The sequence below is a fragment of the Streptomyces sp. SudanB25_2051 genome (genome assembly GCF_964272635.1).
Classification (GTDB): domain Bacteria; phylum Actinomycetota; class Actinomycetes; order Streptomycetales; family Streptomycetaceae; genus Streptomyces.
The window spans coordinates 3180931-3197711 of sequence record NZ_OZ186787.1; the positions used below are offsets into that span (position 1 = coordinate 3180931).

The window sequence follows — 16781 nt, forward strand, 5'->3', positions numbered from 1 at the left end:
GGAGGGGTGATGTTTCACGTGAAACCGGACGCGGGGAGCCGCCGGTTCAGGTGGTGAGTGCGACAGGCGCGTCGGGCCGCCACTTCACGATCTTGTCGAAGGCGACCACCGCGCCACCACGCCCCGCCCGGTTGCCGAAGTGGACGTGGTCGGCCAGCTCCTCGATCAGCCGGAGCCCGCGGCCGCTCTCCGCGTCGACGGGCACGGTGCTCGTGGTGAAGGCGCACACCGGCTCCTGCGGGAAGCCGGGCCCGGAGTCGGCCACCTCGATGCGGCACTTCTCGCCGTCCAGGTAGGCGGTCACCCGGAACTCCGCGGAACCCTCACCGGCGTGCTCGACCGCGTTGGCGCAGGCCTCGCCCAGCGCCAGGGACAGGTCGTAGGAGGTGTCGGGGTCGACACCCGCGGTCTCCATGGTCCCGAGGAGGAGACGTCGGGCGAGCGGGACGCTCGCAGCTTCGCGCCGCAAATGGAGGGACCACCAGATGCTCATGCCTCAGCCTCCTGGCCGCGCTCGACGTACCGTTACGTATTGCCCCATATCCGGCGCGTAAGCATGGGGTTGACGCGCGATCCCTCGATCAGCGGATGCGCTTGCCCCGGACGCCGGGGTATGAGCGCGCACGGGGCGCTTTCGGGATTCCGCCGCCAAAGGCGACGTACCGGACCTGCCGTGGGGGCCGTGCGGGCGTGGTGGGATGATGGCCCGGCCATGTCTGTCCCCCTTGGTCCACGGCTGCTCAGGGCCGCGGTGTTCGCCGCGGTCTGCGTCGTGCTGTCCGCGCTGGGGCACTCCCTCGCCGCCGGCCAGGCGGTTCCGTGGTGGACGCTGACCGTCGGCTTCGCCGGTCTTGTCGTCCTGGCCCTGCCCTTCACCGGGCGGGAGCGCTCGCTGCCGTCGATCACGGCGGCCCTCGCGGGTGGACAGCTGGCCCTCCACACCGTCTTCGGGATCGGGCAGGAGCACGCCGCCCCGGCCGGCACCGGAGGCCCCGCGAGTGACGCGCTGATCCGGACCGCCGCCCGGTTCGTGTGCGGCGGCGGGGCGGTCAAGCCGATCACCGCCGACGAGGCGCACCGGATCGTCACGGCCGCGGGTCTCGACCCGGCGACCGCCGCCGGTACGGCCCCGATCGCCACGGGCCCCGTCGACCAGCTGGTCCTTCCCAGCCTGTCGATGGTGCTGGCCCACCTTCTGGCCGCGCTTCCCGCCGGCTGGCTGCTGCGTCGCGGTGACCTCGCCCTGCTGCGCCTGTCGCGGCTGGCCGGGCTCACGGCGCGGGGCGCCCTCGCGGCCGCCGAGGAGGCGCTCGTACGGGCGCTGCGGGCGGCTCTCGTCCTTGTAGGGCTTCTGCTGGCGGGGGCGCGGTCGCTGCTCGCGGCCGGGCCCCGGGCGGCGCGCGCACGGGAGGACGGCCCGCGGGCCCTGGCAGCCGGGGCGCTCCAGCACACGGTGATCAGGCGCGGCCCGCCGGCCCCCGTCGCCCTCGCGGCCTGAGCCCGCCCCGCTTCCCCGGCCCGGCCGGCCCCGACGCGGCCTGATCCGCCTCGGCCGGACCCGGACCACACGGCCCGGACGGCCGTCGGGCCGGCGCGACCCGGTTCAGGGCTTCCGCCCGGGCCGGTCCGTCCTCGGTCCGGCCGACACGGCACGACCGCCGCCCCCGACCGACACGGCCCGCCGTCCCGCCCGCGCCCTCGACGACCCGACGCGCCCGCGTACGCGGCGTACCCGGAAGTGCCCGGCGCGCCCGCGTGCCGGCGCCCCCGGTCCTCGGACGTGCGCGGACGGTGCCTGCGTCGTGGCGTGGACGGCGCCCCTGAGCGGAACGGCGGTGCCGGCCCGTACTGACCCGCGAGTCCGCGCGCCCGTGTCCCCCCTGCTTCTCCGTACCTGTGGAGTCCTCCGACATGAACACCACCCGTCTGTCCTCGCGTCTCGCCCTCGTCGGCGGGACCGCCGTCTCCTCCGTCCTGCTGCTGTCCTCGGCCGCGTACGCCCATGTGACCGTGCAGCCGCAGGGTGAGGCCGCCAAGGGCGGCTACGCCACGGTCAACTTCAAGGTGCCCAACGAGCGCGACAACGCCTCCACCGTGAAGCTCGAGGTCACGCTGCCCATGGACCACCCCGTGGCGTCCGTGATGCCGCAGCCCGTGCCCGGCTGGACCGTCACGGTCGAGAAGGCGAAGCTCGCCAAGCCGCTGGACCTGCACGGCAAGAAGATCACCGAAGCCCCCTCCAAGATCACCTGGACGGCGAGCGGCTCGAAGATCGGACCCGGCCAGTTCCAGCAGTTCCCGGTGTCGCTCGGCCGCCTGCCCGAGGACGCCGACCAGCTCGTCTTCAAGGCCCTCCAGACGTACGACAACAAGGAGGTCGTGCGCTGGATCGAGGTGCCCGAGGAAGGCGCGGCGGAGCCGGACTCCCCCGCGCCCGTGCTGAAGCTCACCGCCGCCGGGGACAGCGCCCACGGCGCCAAGCCCGCGGCCGCCGGGACCCGGCCCGCCGACGGGAACGCGTCGAAGACCGAGGCGGCCCCGGCCGATGTGAGCGACCCCACCGCCCGGGTCCTCGGTGTCGTCGGCATCCTGGTCGGAGCCGTCGGCATCGCCTACGGCGTGCTGGCCGGCCGCCGCCGCTCCGCCTGAGCCGCCACGCCCCTCTCCCGCCCCCTACTGATTCGAGAGAACACGTGATGCGCACTGTCCTCCACGCCACGCGGTCCCTCCGGCCGGCCCGGCGCACGCGGATGATCGCCGCGGCGCTCGCCGCCGCGTCCGCCCTGGCCCTTTCCGCGTGCGGCCCCCAGTCGGACTCGGGCAGCAGCCCCGTCGCCGATGTGTCGGTGGCGCCCGACGCCGGCAAGCCCGGCACCGTCCTGGACCGCCCCTTCGACAAGCCGGACCTCGTGCTGACCGACACCACCGGCAAGCCGTACGACCTGCGGGCCCGTACCAAGGGCAAGCCGACCCTGGTCTACTTCGGCTACACGCACTGCCCCGACGTCTGCCCGCTGACGATGAGCAACCTCGCCGAGGCGATGAAGCAGCTGCCGAAGGCCGACCGGGACAAGCTCGAAGTCGTCTTCGTCACCACCGACCCGGAGCGCGACACGCCCGCCGAGCTCGCCAAGTGGCTGCCGTCCGCGGGCGACCCGAGCTTCGTCGGCCTCAGCGGCGAGTTCGCGAAGATCCAGGCCGGCGCCCGCCAGCTCGGCATCGGCATCGACCCGCCGTCCAAGGACAAGGACGGCAAGATCGTCTCGATGCACGGCGCCCAGGTCATGGCGTTCTCGCCGAAGACCGACCGCGGCTATGTCGTCTACGGCGAGAACACCACCGTCGAGGAGTACGCCAAGGACCTGCCCAAGCTCATCCGTGGGGAGAACCCGTGACCCGCAGCACCACCTCCGCCGTCCTGGCCGCCGCGCTCGCGCTCACCGCGGGCCTGGCGCTGGGCGGCTGCTCGTCCGCCGACCCGGCGGACGGCGCACCGCGGCTGAAGGTCAGCGGGGCCTTCATCCCGGAGCCGGTCAACGCCGGCATGGCGGGCGGCTTCCTCACCGTCACCAACACCGGCGGCACCGGTGACACGCTCACCTCCGTCACCAGCGACCTGTCCGACGACGTGCAGCTGCACGAGACGAAGGACCAGAAGATGCGGCAGGTCGAGTCGTTCGACGTGCCGGCGCACGGCGAGCTGCGGCTGGAGCGCGGCGGCAGCCATCTGATGTTCATGGAGCTGAAGCGCACCCCGAAGAAGGGCGACAAGGTCAGGATCGAGCTGCGCTTCAAGGAGTCCGGCCCGATCGCGGTCGAGGTCCCGGTCGAGGCCAGGACCCACAACCCGCAGCGGTCCGGCGGCTCCGGGGAGCACACGCAGCACGGCGGGGCGAGCCCCCACCAGCACCAGCCGCCGGGGCACGAGCAACACGCCACACGGCACTGAGCGCAGAGGAACGACCATGACGGCCATCGCCCCCCGCCCGGGAGCCCCCACGCGCCCGCCGCGCCCCGTACCGGCCCGCCCCGCTTCGCCGCACGGCGTATCGGCGCGCGGCGCGTCGGCGCGCCGGGGCATCGCGCCCCGGCTCCTGGCGCTGCTGCTGCTCACCGCGGCTCTGCTCGGCACCGCGCTCTCCGGCGCGGCGTCCGCGCACTCCGCGCTGACCGGCAGCGACCCGGCGGACGGGGCGGTGGTCGCCACCGCGCCGCAGCGCGTCACGCTCACCTTCTCCGAGCAGGTCGCGCTCGGCGACGACAGCATCCGCGTCCTGGAGCCCAGCGGGAAGCGCGCCGACTCCGGGGAGCTGCGGGACCTGTGCAGCGGCTCGGTCGTCAAGTACGGCGTGGACCTGCGCGACGGGCTGCCGGACGGCACGTACACCGTGGCCTGGCAGGCCGTCTCGGCGGACAGCCACCCGATCTCCGGGGCGTTCAGCTTCTCCATCGGGAAGCCTTCCGCGACGAAGGTGGTCCTGCCGAAGGAGGAACCGGGCGGCGGCCTCGTCGGGCGGCTCTACGACATCGGGCGGTACGTGTCGTACGCGGGCTTCACCGTCCTCGTCGGCGGCTGCGCGTTCGTACTGGTCTGCTGGCCGCGCGGCGCTTCCGTCCGGCCGGTGCAGCGGCTCGTCGCCTACGGCTGGGTGACGTTCACCGCGGCCACGCTGGCGCTGCTGATGCTGCGCGGCCCGTACACCGGGTCGGGGGAGCTGGGCGACGCCTTCGACCTGGGCGTGCTCCAGGGTGTGCTGGACACCAAGACGGGCGCCGCGCTGACCTCGCGGCTGCTGCTCGCCGGTGCGTCGGCGCTGTTCGTGGCGGTGCTGTTCGGACCGTACGCGCGGCGCGAGGGGCCGGGCGACCGGCGGGACCTCGTGTACGGGCTGGCGGTCGGCGGGACGATCGTGGCGGCCGGGATCGCCGGGACCTGGGCGCTGTCGGAGCACGCGTCGACGGGGGTGCAGACCGCGCTCGCCATGCCGCTGGACGTGGTGCACCTGCTCGCCGTCGCCGTCTGGCTCGGCGGACTGGCGGCGCTCGTCGTCGCGCTGTACCGGGAGCCGTCCATCGAGCGGGACGCCGTCGAGCGGTACTCGCGGCTGGCGTTCGGCGCGGTCGCGGTGCTGGCGGTGACGGGGCTGTACCAGTCGTGGCGGCAGGTCGGCACCTGGACGGCGCTGACCGGGACGGCGTACGGGCGGCTGCTGCTGGTGAAGCTGGGGCTCGTCGCCGTCCTGCTGGGCGTCGGCTGGATCTCGCGCCGCTGGACGCGGCAGCTCGCCGAGACGGTGCGCGTCCCCTCGGACGAACAGCGGCCCGGCGAGGCCCCGGAGGCCACGGACGGCCCGGGTCCGGAGGGTACGGACGGCGAGGGGGCCGATCCGGCGGCCACCGCCGACCCCGCGGCCACCGCCGACCCCGCGGCCACCGCCGACCCCGCGGCCGCCGCCGACCCGGTGCGCGCCGCGCAGCTCGCCCGGCAGCGGGCCGCCGTCGCCGTCGCCCGCAAGCGGCGGGTACGGGACGCCGACCCCGCGCGGGCGGGACTGCGCAGGTCGGTGCTGGCCGAGACGGCGGTCGTGGTGGTGGTGCTCGCGGTGACCACCGCGCTCACCGCGACCGAGCCGGCCCGCACCCAGGAGCAGACCGACCGGATGCGGGCCGCCACCGCGACCGCCGTCCCGGACCGGCCCGTCGACGTGAGCCTCCCGTTCGACACGGGCGGCCCCGGCGGCACGGGCACCGTCCGGCTGAACCTCGACCCCGGCCGGTCCGGGGGCAACACGCTGCGGGTCGCCGTCGACGGGGCGGACGGCAAGCCGCGCGACGTGGCCGAGCTGAAGGTGTCGTTCACGCTCGACGCCCAGGAGATCGGACCGCTGCCGGTCCCGCTCGAACGGGACGCCGCAGGCCGTTGGACGGCGCGCTCGGCGCAGCTGCCCATGCCCGGCGACTGGCGTCTCCGGGTGACGGTGCGCACGTCCGACATCGACCAGACCACCATCGACAAGAACGTGAAGATCGGTTGACCTGACTATGAGCGACAGCGGGAACCTGGAGATCTCGAGGCGCCGGCTTCTCGGCACCGTGGGCGCCGCCGGTGCGGCGGGCCTCGCGCTCGGCGGGGCGGGCGGTGCGGCCGGGTACGCGGCGCTCGGCGGCGACGGCGACGGCGGGCCGGCGCTCACGGCGGTGGGCTCGGCGCGGGTGCCGTTCCGCGGCACCCACCAGGCGGGCATCCTGCAGCCCTCGCAGGCGCGCGGCCACCTGGTGGCGTTCGACCTGGCGCCGGGCGCGGGCCGCAAGGAGGCCGTGGCGCTGATGCGGCGCTGGTCGGCGGTGGCCGAGCGGCTGATGGCCGGCGAGCCGGCGGGTGACTCGGACGGCGGGGTGGCGCGGGACGCCGGTCCGTGCTCGCTGACGGTCACCTTCGGCTTCGGCGCGTCCTTCTTCGACCGTACGGGCCTGGTGGCGCGGCGTCCGGAGCAGTTGGAGCCGCTGCCGGTGTTCTCGTCCGACCGGCTCGACCCGAAGCGGTCCGGCGGCGACCTGTGGGTGCAGATCGGCGCCGACGACGCGCTGGTCGCGTTCCACGCGCTGCGGACCGTGCAGCGGGAGGCGGGCGCGGCGGCGAAGGTGCGCTGGCAGATGAACGGCTTCAACCGCTCGCCCGGCGCGACCGCGCACCCCATGACGGCCCGCAACCTGATGGGCCAGGTCGACGGCACGGGCAACCCGAAGCCGACCGACCCCGGTTTCGACGGGCATGTCTTCGTCGCGCCGGGCGGCGCCCAGCCGTGGATGGCGGGCGGCTCGTACGCGGTGGTGCGGCGCATCCGGATGCTGCTGGACGACTGGGAGAAGCTGCCGCTCAAGGACCAGGAGGCGGTGATCGGCCGGCGGAAGTCCGACGGCGCCCCGCTGACGGGCGGTACGGAGACGACGGAGCCCGACCTCGACAAGCTCGGCCCGGACGGCAAGCCGGTGATCCCGGCGGACGCGCACGCGCGGATCTCGGCGCCGGAGCAGAACGGCGGCGCGACGATGCTGCGCCGCCCGTTCTCGTACCACGACGGGATCGGCCCGGACGGCACCCCGGACGCGGGGCTGCTGTTCATCTGCTGGCAGGCGGATCCGCGCAAGGGATTCGTGCCGGTGCAGCGGAAGCTGGACCGGGGCGACGCGCTGTCGCGGTTCATCCGGCACGAGTCGAGCGCCCTGTTCGCGGTGCCGGGCGGACCGGCGGAGGGCGAGTACGTGGGGCAGCGGCTGCTGGAGGCATGAGGCCCGCGCGGGCGCCGGGCCTGCTCCGGGTGGGTAGAGGCGTCGGGCCCCGGGCGGCGGAGACGCGCGGGCGGCGCCGCTCGGGGCCGTACGGCGGCGTGGCGGCGGCCCGGCGCGCGGCCCCCGCGGGGGCGGGCCAGGGGGGCCGGGCGGGGGTCCGGTGCCGCGGTGCCGGGGCGGCGTCCACGGGCTGGGCGGCGGGCGCCCGGCGGGTGCCGGGCGCACTAGGCTGACCGGTATGTCGGCCACGCGATTCACCTACCTCGGCCCCGAGGGCACCTTCACCGAGGCGGCCCTGCGGACGCTGCCGGAAGCCGCGACGCGCGAGCTGGTGCCGATGGTGTCGGTACCCGCCGCCCTGGACGCCGTACGGAACGGGGAGGCCGCGGCCGCGCTCGTACCGATCGAGAACTCGGTGGAGGGCGGGGTGACCGCGACGCTCGACGAGCTGGCGTCCGGCAGACCGCTGATGATCTACCGCGAGGTGCTGCTGCCGATCGCGTTCGCGCTGCTGGTGCGGCCGGGCACGCAGCTGTCCGACATCAAGACGGTGACCGGGCACCCGGTGGCGCAGCCGCAGGTGCGCAACTGGCTGCGCGCCCATCTGCCGGAGGCGGTCTGGGAGTCGGCCGCGTCCAACGCGGACGGGGCGCGGCTGGTGCAGGAGGGCCGGTACGACGCGGCGTTCGCGGGGGAGTTCGCGGCGGCGACGTACGGTCTGGAGGCGCTGGTCACGGAGATCCACGACGCGGAGAACGCCGAGACGCGGTTCGTGCTGGTGGGACGGCCTGCGCGGCCGGCGGCGCCGACGGGCGCGGACAAGACGTCGATGGTGATCTGGCTGCGGGACGACCATCCGGGCGCGCTGCTGGAACTCCTCCAGGAGTTCGCGGTGCGCGGCGTCAACCTGATGCTGATCCAGTCGCGTCCCACGGGCGCCGGAATCGGCAACTACTGCTTCGCGGTGGACGCCGAGGGCCATGTCTCGGACCGGCGGGTGGGTGAGGCGCTGATGGGACTGAAGCGGATCTGTCCGAAGGTGCGTTTCCTCGGTTCGTATCCGCGGGCCGGTGTCTCGGCCGAAGAGGTGCGGGGGCCGCGGCCCGGCACGTCGGACGCGGACTTCACGGCGGCGGCCGACTGGCTGGCGCGCTGCCAGGACGGCCGCGGCGCCTGAGATCCGTACGGCCGGGACGGCGGAGGTCGTACGGCCGGGACGGCCGCGGTCCCGTACGGCCGGGACGGCCGCGGTCCCGTACGGCCGGGACGGCCGCGGGGCCCGAGGTCGCGTACTGCCGCGTGGAGGCGGGTGGCCGGCGGCGTCGACGCGGCCGCCCAGGCCACGGAGTTATCCACAGATCTCTGGGTGAGCCTGGGGACAAGTCGACATCCCGGCCCCCCTCAACCCCCAGCGGAACCGGACAAGGTCGATAAATCGGCGAAGTGACCACACCTGCGTCCACAGCCCGCTTTGTCCGTCGCGTCATCCTCATTCCTCCGATCGACCCTTTGGAGCGAGGAATTCCCACCCGAATGAGTGTCCGCAAGAGGTTTGAACGAGGAAACAGACTGCGGGGCGACTTCTTTCGGTTCGGCCAATTCCGGAGTCCACACCTCTTCCACACAGCCTGTGGATAACATTCCACAGTCTGGCACGTCTGTGGAAAGGTGACGCGCGTGGACCGCCCTTTACCCAAGAATGATGGATCTTTCGCCGCCATCATCAATAAGTCCGGCAATTGGGGCAAAGGGACACGCTGGGGCGTCGGCCATATACGGTGGGGAGCGGCCCGGACGCACCGGTAGCCTGGAGGGGTGATTGACCTTCGCCTGCTCCGTGAGGACCCCGACCGTGTTCGCGCCTCCCAGCGCGCCCGTGGAGAGGACGTCGAGCTCGTCGACGCCCTGCTCTCCGCCGATGAGCGGCGCAGGTCGTCCGGCGCCCGCTTCGACGAGCTGCGCTCCGAGCAGAAGTCGCTCGGCAAGCTGATCCCCAAGGCGTCCCCCGAGGAGCGGGCCGAGCTGCTCAAGCGCGCCGAGCAGCTCAAGGCCGACGTCAAGGCCGCCGACGCCGAGCAGCACGAGGCCGACGAGGAGGCCCGCCGCCTGCTGCTCCAGCTGGGCAACCTCGTCCACCCGGACGTGCCCGTCGGCGGCGAGGAGGACTTCGTCGTCCTGGAGACGCACGGCACGATCCGCGACTTCGCCGCCGAGGGCTTCGAGCCCAAGGACCACCTGGAGCTCGGTGAGGCGCTCGGCGCCATCGACGTGGAGCGCGGCGCGAAGGTGTCCGGCTCCCGCTTCTACTACCTGACGGGCGTCGGCGCGCTCCTGGAGCTCGCGCTCGTCAACGCCGCCATCGCGCAGGCCACCGAGGCCGGGTTCATCCCCATGCTGACGCCGACCCTGGTGCGCCCGCGCGCCATGGAGGGCACCGGCTTCCTCGGCCAGGCCGCCGAGAACGTCTACCACCTGGAGAAGGACGACTACTACCTGGTGGGCACGTCCGAGGTGCCGCTCGCCGCGTACCACATGGACGAGATCCTCGACGCGGACAAGCTGCCGCTGCGGTACGCCGGCTTCTCCCCCTGCTACCGCCGCGAGGCCGGTACGTACGGCAAGGACACCCGCGGCATCTTCCGCGTCCACCAGTTCGACAAGGTCGAGATGTTCTCGTACGTCGCGCCGGAGGACGCCGAGGCCGAGCACAAGCGGCTGCTGGAGTGGGAGAAGCAGTGGCTGACCGCGCTGGAGCTGCCGTTCCAGGTGATCGACGTGGCCAGCGGTGACCTGGGCGCCTCCGCGTCCCGCAAGTACGACTGCGAGGCGTGGATCCCGACGCAGGGCAAGTACCGCGAGCTGACCTCCGCCTCCAACTGCGACAGCTTCCAGGCGCGCCGCCTGTCCGTCCGCATGCGCGACGGCAAGACGGTCCAGCCGCTCGCGACGCTGAACGGCACCCTGTGCGCCGTGCCGCGCACCATCGTGGCGATCCTGGAGAACCACCAGCTGGCCGACGGCTCCGTCCGCGTGCCCGAGATCCTGCGGCCGTACCTGGGCGGGCGGGAGCTGCTGGAGCCCGTGGCCAAGTGAGCCCCTTCCCCTACCGGCTCGTCGCGACCGACCTCGACGGGACGCTGCTGCGCCCCGACGGAAGCGTGTCGCAGCGCACGCGTGACGCCCTCGCCGCCGCCACGGCGGCCGGCGCCGCGCACATCGTGGTCACCGGCCGGTCCGTGCCCTGGACCCGCGCGATCCTCGACGACCTCGCCTACGAGGGCCTCGCGGTCTGCGGGCAGGGCGCGCAGGTCTACCACGCGGGCGAACACCGGCTGCTGACGTCGGTGACGCTGGACCGGCAGCTCGCGGGGCTCGCCCTGGCGAAGCTGGAGGCCGAGGTGGGCCCGCTGGCCCTGGCCGCCAGCCGGGACGGCCTGGACGGCGAGGTGCTGGTCGGCTCCGGCTACGCGGTGCAGGACGGCCCGCTGCCGTACCTGCCGCTGGAGGACCCGGCGGAGCTGTGGTCGGCCCCGCTGAACAAGCTGTACATCCAGCACCCGGAGCTGGACGACGACGCGCTGACGGCCACCGCCCGCCGGGTGGTGGGCGGACTCGTGGACGTCGTGATGGCCGGCGCGGGCATAGTGGAGATCCTGCCGCTGGGCCTCACCAAGGCGACGGGTCTGTCGCTAGCGGCGCGCCGCCTGGGTGTGAAGGCGGCCGAGACGATCGCCTTCGGCGACATGCCCAACGACATCCCCATGTTCGCGTGGGCGCGGCACGGCGTGGCCATGGCCGACGCCCATGACGAGCTGAAGGCCGTGGCCGACGAGATCACGGCCGCCAGCGACGAGGACGGCATCGCCGTGACCCTGGAGCGACTGCTCGGGCAGTGAGCCCCGCGCCCCGGTCCCGGTGAGGGGCGGCGGCACCGCGCACCCGCGGGCCGCCGCCCCTTCGCCGTGTGAAGACCTCCTACGGCGGATCCGCCGAGGGACGCACGGGGCCCGTACCGCACGGGCCCCGTCCGGCCATCAGAAGTTGATCATGTGGCCCGCGAGGCCGTGCACGGCCTCCTTGACCGCCTCGCCCAGCGTCGGGTGGGCGTGCACATTGCGCGCGACCTCGTGGACCGTGAGGTCCCACTGCTGGGCCAGGGTCAGCTCGGGCAGCAGCTCCGTGACATCGGGACCGATCAGGTGGGCGCCGATGATCTCGCCGTACTTGGCGTCGCTGATCAGCTTCACGAAGCCCGTCGAGTCGCCCAGGCCGTGCGCCTTGCCGTTCGCCGTGAACGGGAACTTGGCGACCTTGACGTCGAAGCCCTTCTCGCGCGCCTGCTCCTCCGTCCAGCCGAAGCTGGCGATCTGCGGCTGGCAGTACGTCGCGCGCGGGATCATCGGGTAGTCGAGCTCCATCGTCTCGGCGCCCGCGATGGTCTCGGCGGCCACGACGCCCATGGACTCGGCCGTGTGCGCCAGCATCAGCTTCGCGGTCACGTCGCCGATGGCGTAGATGTGCGGCACCGACGTGCGGCAGCGGCCGTCCACGTCGATGGCGCCGCGCTCGGTGAGCCGTACGCCCGTCGCCTCCAGGCCGTAGCCCGTGACGTTCGGCGCGAAGCCGATCGCCTGGAGGACCTTGTCGGCCTCCAGCACCTGCTGCGCGCCGTCCTTGCCGGTGACCGTGACACGGACCTGCGGGCCGGACTCGTCGATGCTCTCCACGCGCGTGGAGGTCAGCACGTCGATGCCGAGCTTGCGGTACTGCTTGGCCAGCTCCGCCGAGACGTCCTTGTCCTCCAGCGGTGCGACGCGGTCGAGGAACTCGACGATCGTGACCTTCACGCCGTAGTTGTGCAGGACGTACGCGAACTCGATGCCGATGGCGCCGGCGCCCGCGATCACGATGGAGCGCGGCAGGTCCTCGGCGAGGATCTGCTCCTCGTAGGTGACGACGCGGTCGCTGCGGCGCGTGCCGGGCAGCAGACGGGGGGTGGCGCCGGTCGCGATGATGCAGTTGTCGAACGAGATCGTGGTGGTCGAGCCGTCGGCCTGGGCCACTTGGAGGGTGTTCGCGTCGAGGAACGTGCCCCGGCCCGTGAACTCCGTGATCTTGTTCTTCTTCATCAGGAAGTGGACGCCCTTGACCCGGCCGTCCGCGACGCGGCGGCTGCGGCGGAACGCCTCGCCGTAGTCGAAGGAGACCTCGCCGTCGACCTTGATGCCGAACGTCTTCGCCTCGTGGGTGAAGATGTGGGCCAGCTCGGCGTTGCGCAGCAGCGCCTTGGTCGGGATGCAGCCGACGTTCAGGCAGACGCCGCCCCAGTACTTCTCCTCCACCACCGCGACGCGCTTGCCCAGCTGGGCCGCGCGGATCGCCGCGACGTAACCGCCCGGGCCGGCTCCGAGCACGACGACATCGAAGCGGTCTGACATGGCTTGCTCCCCAGAGTGTGAGTTCGGGTCGTACGGGCCGTGTGGGTCGCGCCCGGGCCCACAGTAATCCCGTGGGGCCCGGGCCGCTGCGACGGCCGTCTCCCTGTGGAAAACCCCGGAGGGGAAGAGCTCCCGGGGCGTTCTGGGCAGCGCCCGGCGGACTGCTACTCCTCGCCCGCCAGGGTCAGCGTGCGCAGCTTCCAGCCGGCGAACCAGGTGGCGGCCGCCGTCACCACGGCCAGCAGGACCGCGGCGACCGGCAGCGACACCTCGGAGGAGATCAGTCCCTCGCCCCGCGTCACCTTCTCCGCGACCGCCAGGGCCCACTGCTGGACGCTCAGTGTCCGCGCCCCGGACATGACGCTGCCGAAGAGGCTCTCCCAGACCAGCGCGTAGACGAGGCCGAAGACGACCGCGTGCCGGCTGACCGTGCCGAGGAGGAGGAAGAGCGCGCTGTAGGCGATCGACGCGACGAGCGCGGCGACCGTGTACGCGATGGCGACCTGCTGGCCGTTGCCGTTGAGGATCAGGCCCGCGATGAGCGTGGGCACCGCCGAGAAGACCATGGTCACGGCGATGGCGACGATCAGCTTGGTGAAGATGATCGTGGAGCGCTTCACCGGCTTGGCGAGGAGGTACACGATCGAGCCGTCGTCGATCTCCGGGCCGATCGCGCCCGTACCGGCGATGACGCCGATCAGCGGGACCATCGTGGCGAGCCCGAACCCGGCGAGGAGATCGGCGGCGACCTGGTCGTCGGCCCCCTGGAAGAGGCGGACGGCGGCCGAGATGGTGATCAGCAGGCCGGGCAGGATGAACAGGATGGCGGCGCGGCGGCGGCCGAGGAGGCCCCGGTAGGTGAGCCGGGCGACTGTGGGGTGGTACATGGTCGAGGGCTCCCTTCAGGCCGCGACGAGGTAGGAGAAGACCGACTCGAGGGACTCGTCCGACGGGGAGACCGTCAGCAGCCGGATCGAGTGCTCGCGGGCTACGCGCGGCAGCAGTTCGGTGAAACGGCCGAAGTCGACCGCCTGCACCCGCAGTACGCCTTCGCGGACGTCCACTTCGATCCCCGCGGTCGACGGGTCGGCGATCAGCGCGGCCGCCAGGGCCCGGTCGTCGCTGGAGCGCACCAGGTAGCGGTGCGGACGGTCGGTCATCAGGCGGCGGATGCGGCGGAAGTCGCCGCTGGCCGCGTGCCGGCCCGCGACGATGACCTCGATGTGGGAGGCGAGCTGCTCGACCTCCTCCAGGATGTGCGAGGAGAACAGGACCGTACGGCCGTCCGCGCCCATGCGCCGCAGCAGGTCCATCAGCTGCATCCGCTGGCGCGGGTCCATGCCGTTGAACGGCTCGTCGAGGAGCAGCACGGACGGGTCGTGGACGAGGGCGGACGCCATCTTCACGCGCTGCCGCATGCCCTTGCTGTACGTGCCGATCCTGCGGTCCTGCGCGTACTCCATCTCGACGGTGGCGAGCGCCCGCTGCGCCTCCCGGTCGCCGAGGCCGTGCAGTTCGGCGTTGGCGACGACGAACTCGCGGCCGGTGAGGAAGTCGTACATCGCCTCCCTCTCCGGCACGACGCCGATGTGGCGGTACACGGTCTCGTTGCGCCAGATCGCCTGGCCGTCGAGGGTCACGGTGCCGGTGGAGGGGGCGAGGAAGCCGCCCATCATGTTGATGAGGGTGGACTTGCCGGCGCCGTTCGGGCCGAGGAGGCCGGTCACGCCGGGGCCGATGGTCATGGTGACGTCGTTGACGGCGACGACATTGCCGAACCAGCGGGACACGTGGTCGATGGAGAGGACGCTCATGGGCGCGGCCCCTTCTCGGGGAGGGTGGTGGGCGACGGGAGGAGGGTCACAGCCCGGCCTTTCGGTAGCGGCGCATCAGCGCGGCGTACGAGCCGGCGATCAGCGCGAGGACGACCAGCAGGTAGACCGCGCCGGTGGCGCCGTCGGGTCCCGCCTCGCCGGGGAAGGACGTGGTGGCGCCGAGGAACGCGGTCTGCACGCCGTCGATGAGGGTGGTCGGCGAGAACAGGCCGAGCCAGGTCACGGCGGACAGGTTGTCGGTGGCCCAGGCGATGCCCTGCAGGGTGAGGACGGCGCCGTACGTGACGAACAGCGCGCCGATGACGGCGGCGACGCCGAAACCGCGGCGGGGCGTCAGCGCGGCCAGCAGCAGGGCGATCCCGCTGAACAGCAGCGACAGCAGCGCCACGGAGACCAGGCCCTGCGCGAAGCCCTTCGTCTGGTCGGTGAAGTCCATCTTCGCCAGCAGCGAGCCCGCGTAGAGGATCAGCAGCGGCAGCGCGGTCAGGATGAACAGGGCGGACGCCATCGCGCCGTACTTGGCGAGCACGTAGTCGGACCGCTCGATAGGCCGCGAGAAGTACAGCGGGACGCTCCGGAACCGCAGGTCGCGCGAGACCGACTGCGGCGCCTGCGAGGCCACGTAGAGGTAGATCACCAGCTGCATGAAGATGGCGTAGCCGGTGTAGTCCAGCATCAGCGTCTTCGACTTGGTGACCACGGCCACCGCCACGACGATCAGCGCCGGTGCGCACATGACGCCGAGGAGGATCATCGGCAGCACCTTCGACTTGGCGCTGCGGCCGAGGCCGTAGGCGCCGCGGAGGGACTGGACGTACAGGGACCGGCGCGCGTAGGCGCGACCGAGGCGGGGCCCGTCGTACTTGCGGTACCCGATGTTGTGGATCTGCGTCTCGGTACTCATCGGGACCGCACCTCCTGGGACGTGGCGGCCGGGGCGTCGGGGCGGAACACCTCGGCGATGTGGTGGCGGCGCTGCTCCATGCGGACGAGGCCGAGGCCCAGGTCGGCGACGGTGTCGCGCACGAGGTCGTACGTCTCCTCGCCGGTGGCCTCCAGGAGCAGGATGTGCCCGGCGCCCGGCAGGCCCTCCTCCACGCCCGCGTGGAGGGTCACCCCGGCGGCGGTGAGCGCGGCGCGGAGGGCGGCGGCGCCGTCGGGGTACGCGTCGGAGTCGGTGACCTCGACGGCGACGGTGGTGGTGGTCTGCGTGAACTCGCTGGTGGAGCTGGAGCGCAGGAGGCGGCCGCCGTCGATGACGACGACGTGGTCGCAGGTCCGCTCCAGCTCGCCCAGCAGGTGCGAGGTGACCAGCACGGAGATCCCGAAGTCGGTCCACACGCGGCGGATGAGGCCCAGCATCTCGTCGCGGCCGACCGGGTCCAGGCCGTTCGTCGGCTCGTCGAGGAGGACCAGCTGCGGGTCGTGGACCAGCGCCTGGGCGAGCTTCACGCGCTGCTTCATGCCGGTCGAGTAGCCGCCCATGGGGCGGTACCGCTCCTCGTAGAGGCCGACGTGGCGCAGTGTGTCGGCGGTCCGCTCGCGGGCGGCGGTCGGCGGGAGCCCCGACATGCGCGCCATGTGGACGACGAACTCGGTGGCCGAGACGTCCGGCGGCAGGCAGTCGTGCTCCGGCATGTAGCCGACGCGTTCGCGGATGGCCGGGCCCTCCGTCGCCACGTCGAGGCCGAGGACGGCGGCACGGCCCTCGGTGGCGGGGGACAGACCCAGCAGGATCTTGATCATTGTCGACTTGCCGGCTCCGTTGGCACCCACAAGTCCGGTCACACCGGGCCCGATGTCCAGGGAGAGCCGGTCGAGAGCGGTCACCCGGGGGAACCGCTTGCTGAGGCTTTCGGTGGCGATCACAGTCACGCCTCGACCGTAGTGGCGCGGGCCACAGGCCACGTCAGCCCTGACGGCTGGATCGTTGTCCGACTCCAGGCGTACGGGACCCGTACGGGAGGGGTAGGCGGAAGGTGCGCGTCCGGGGCGCGGTGCCGGGCCGGACGGCTCGCCGGAGCCCGGGGCACCGGTAGCGCCCGGCCTGGGTGCGGGTCGGTCGGGCGCCGGGCTCGGGGCCGGGTCGGTGGTGCGCCGGGCTCGGGGCCGGGTCGGTCGTGCGCCGGGCTCGGGGCCGGGTCGGTCGTGCGCCGGGCTCGGGGCCGGGTCGGTCGTGCGCCGGGCTCGGGGCCGGGTCGGTCGTGCGCCGGGCTCG

Annotated in this window: 14 protein-coding genes and 1 pseudogene; 9 read left to right on the forward strand and 6 right to left on the reverse strand. The window is 73.1% G+C overall.

Annotated elements, in window-relative coordinates; genetic code table 11:
* Positions 1-46 precede the first annotated feature (46 nt).
* Positions 47-493 carry an ATP-binding protein gene (locus tag ACSUPT_RS14230; protein ID WP_351966117.1) on the reverse strand — a complete coding sequence of 149 codons (447 nt, stop codon included), beginning with the start codon at positions 491-493 and terminating at the stop codon, positions 47-49.
* 219 nt (positions 494-712) lie between these two features.
* Between ACSUPT_RS14230 and ACSUPT_RS14235 the strand changes: the two genes are divergently transcribed.
* The 9 genes and pseudogenes from ACSUPT_RS14235 (at position 713) to ACSUPT_RS14275 (ending at position 11186) form a co-directional block, all read left to right on the forward strand.
* Entirely contained in the window at positions 713-1498 is a 786-nt protein-coding gene (locus ACSUPT_RS14235) for a hypothetical protein (protein WP_365726165.1), read from the forward strand.
* 413 nt (positions 1499-1911) lie between these two features.
* On the forward strand, positions 1912-2649 hold the full coding sequence (locus tag ACSUPT_RS14240; protein WP_436944533.1) for a YcnI family copper-binding membrane protein: 738 nt from the start codon (positions 1912-1914) through the stop codon (positions 2647-2649).
* A gap of 101 nt (positions 2650-2750) precedes the next feature.
* Complete coding sequence (locus tag ACSUPT_RS14245) at positions 2751-3395, forward strand: SCO family protein (RefSeq protein WP_351966186.1); 645 nt, start codon at positions 2751-2753, stop codon at positions 3393-3395.
* Positions 3392-3856, forward strand: a pseudogene (locus ACSUPT_RS14250) (copper chaperone PCu(A)C); the annotation flags it as partial. The gene ACSUPT_RS14245 and the pseudogene ACSUPT_RS14250, both read left to right, overlap by 4 nt.
* A 109-nt stretch (positions 3857-3965) precedes the next feature.
* Positions 3966-6035: a FixH family protein gene (locus ACSUPT_RS14255; RefSeq protein ID WP_436944534.1), complete on the forward strand. Its 2070-nt coding sequence runs from the start codon at positions 3966-3968 to the stop codon at positions 6033-6035.
* Positions 6036-6042: 7 nt separating this feature from the next.
* Positions 6043-7290 (forward strand): iron uptake transporter deferrochelatase/peroxidase subunit, encoded by a 1248-nt coding sequence (gene efeB / locus ACSUPT_RS14260; protein ID WP_365730693.1) that lies wholly within the window; start codon positions 6043-6045, stop codon positions 7288-7290.
* 238 nt (positions 7291-7528) lie between these two features.
* The gene (gene pheA / locus ACSUPT_RS14265) at positions 7529-8467 is read left to right on the forward strand and encodes a prephenate dehydratase (protein WP_351966123.1); all 939 of its coding nucleotides are present in this window, start codon (positions 7529-7531) and stop codon (positions 8465-8467) included.
* Between the two features lie 638 nt (positions 8468-9105).
* Positions 9106-10383: a serine--tRNA ligase gene (gene serS, locus ACSUPT_RS14270; protein WP_399218680.1), complete on the forward strand. Its 1278-nt coding sequence runs from the start codon at positions 9106-9108 to the stop codon at positions 10381-10383.
* Positions 10380-11186 (forward strand): HAD family hydrolase, encoded by an 807-nt coding sequence (locus ACSUPT_RS14275; protein WP_351966125.1) that lies wholly within the window; start codon positions 10380-10382, stop codon positions 11184-11186. The genes serS and ACSUPT_RS14275 overlap by 4 nt, the downstream gene beginning before the upstream one ends.
* Positions 11187-11324: 138 nt before the next feature.
* Here the strand turns inward: ACSUPT_RS14275 and lpdA are convergent, their stop codons facing one another.
* The 5 genes from lpdA to ACSUPT_RS14300 form a co-directional block, all read right to left on the reverse strand.
* A complete protein-coding gene (lpdA, locus tag ACSUPT_RS14280; RefSeq protein ID WP_351966126.1) occupies positions 11325-12728 on the reverse strand; it encodes a dihydrolipoyl dehydrogenase in 1404 nt (467 codons plus the stop codon).
* A 164-nt stretch (positions 12729-12892) separates the two neighbouring features.
* Positions 12893-13615, reverse strand: a complete 723-nt coding sequence (locus ACSUPT_RS14285) for an ABC transporter permease (protein WP_351966127.1) — start codon at positions 13613-13615, stop codon at positions 12893-12895.
* Between the two features lie 15 nt (positions 13616-13630).
* Positions 13631-14542 (reverse strand): ABC transporter ATP-binding protein, encoded by a 912-nt coding sequence (locus ACSUPT_RS14290; RefSeq protein ID WP_351966128.1) that lies wholly within the window; start codon positions 14540-14542, stop codon positions 13631-13633.
* A gap of 46 nt (positions 14543-14588) precedes the next feature.
* Positions 14589-15467 (reverse strand): ABC transporter permease, encoded by an 879-nt coding sequence (locus tag ACSUPT_RS14295; protein WP_436944537.1) that lies wholly within the window; start codon positions 15465-15467, stop codon positions 14589-14591.
* Entirely contained in the window at positions 15464-16432 is a 969-nt protein-coding gene (locus ACSUPT_RS14300; protein WP_351966187.1) for an ABC transporter ATP-binding protein, read from the reverse strand. The genes ACSUPT_RS14295 and ACSUPT_RS14300 overlap by 4 nt, the downstream gene beginning before the upstream one ends.
* Positions 16433-16781: the final 349 nt, after the last annotated feature.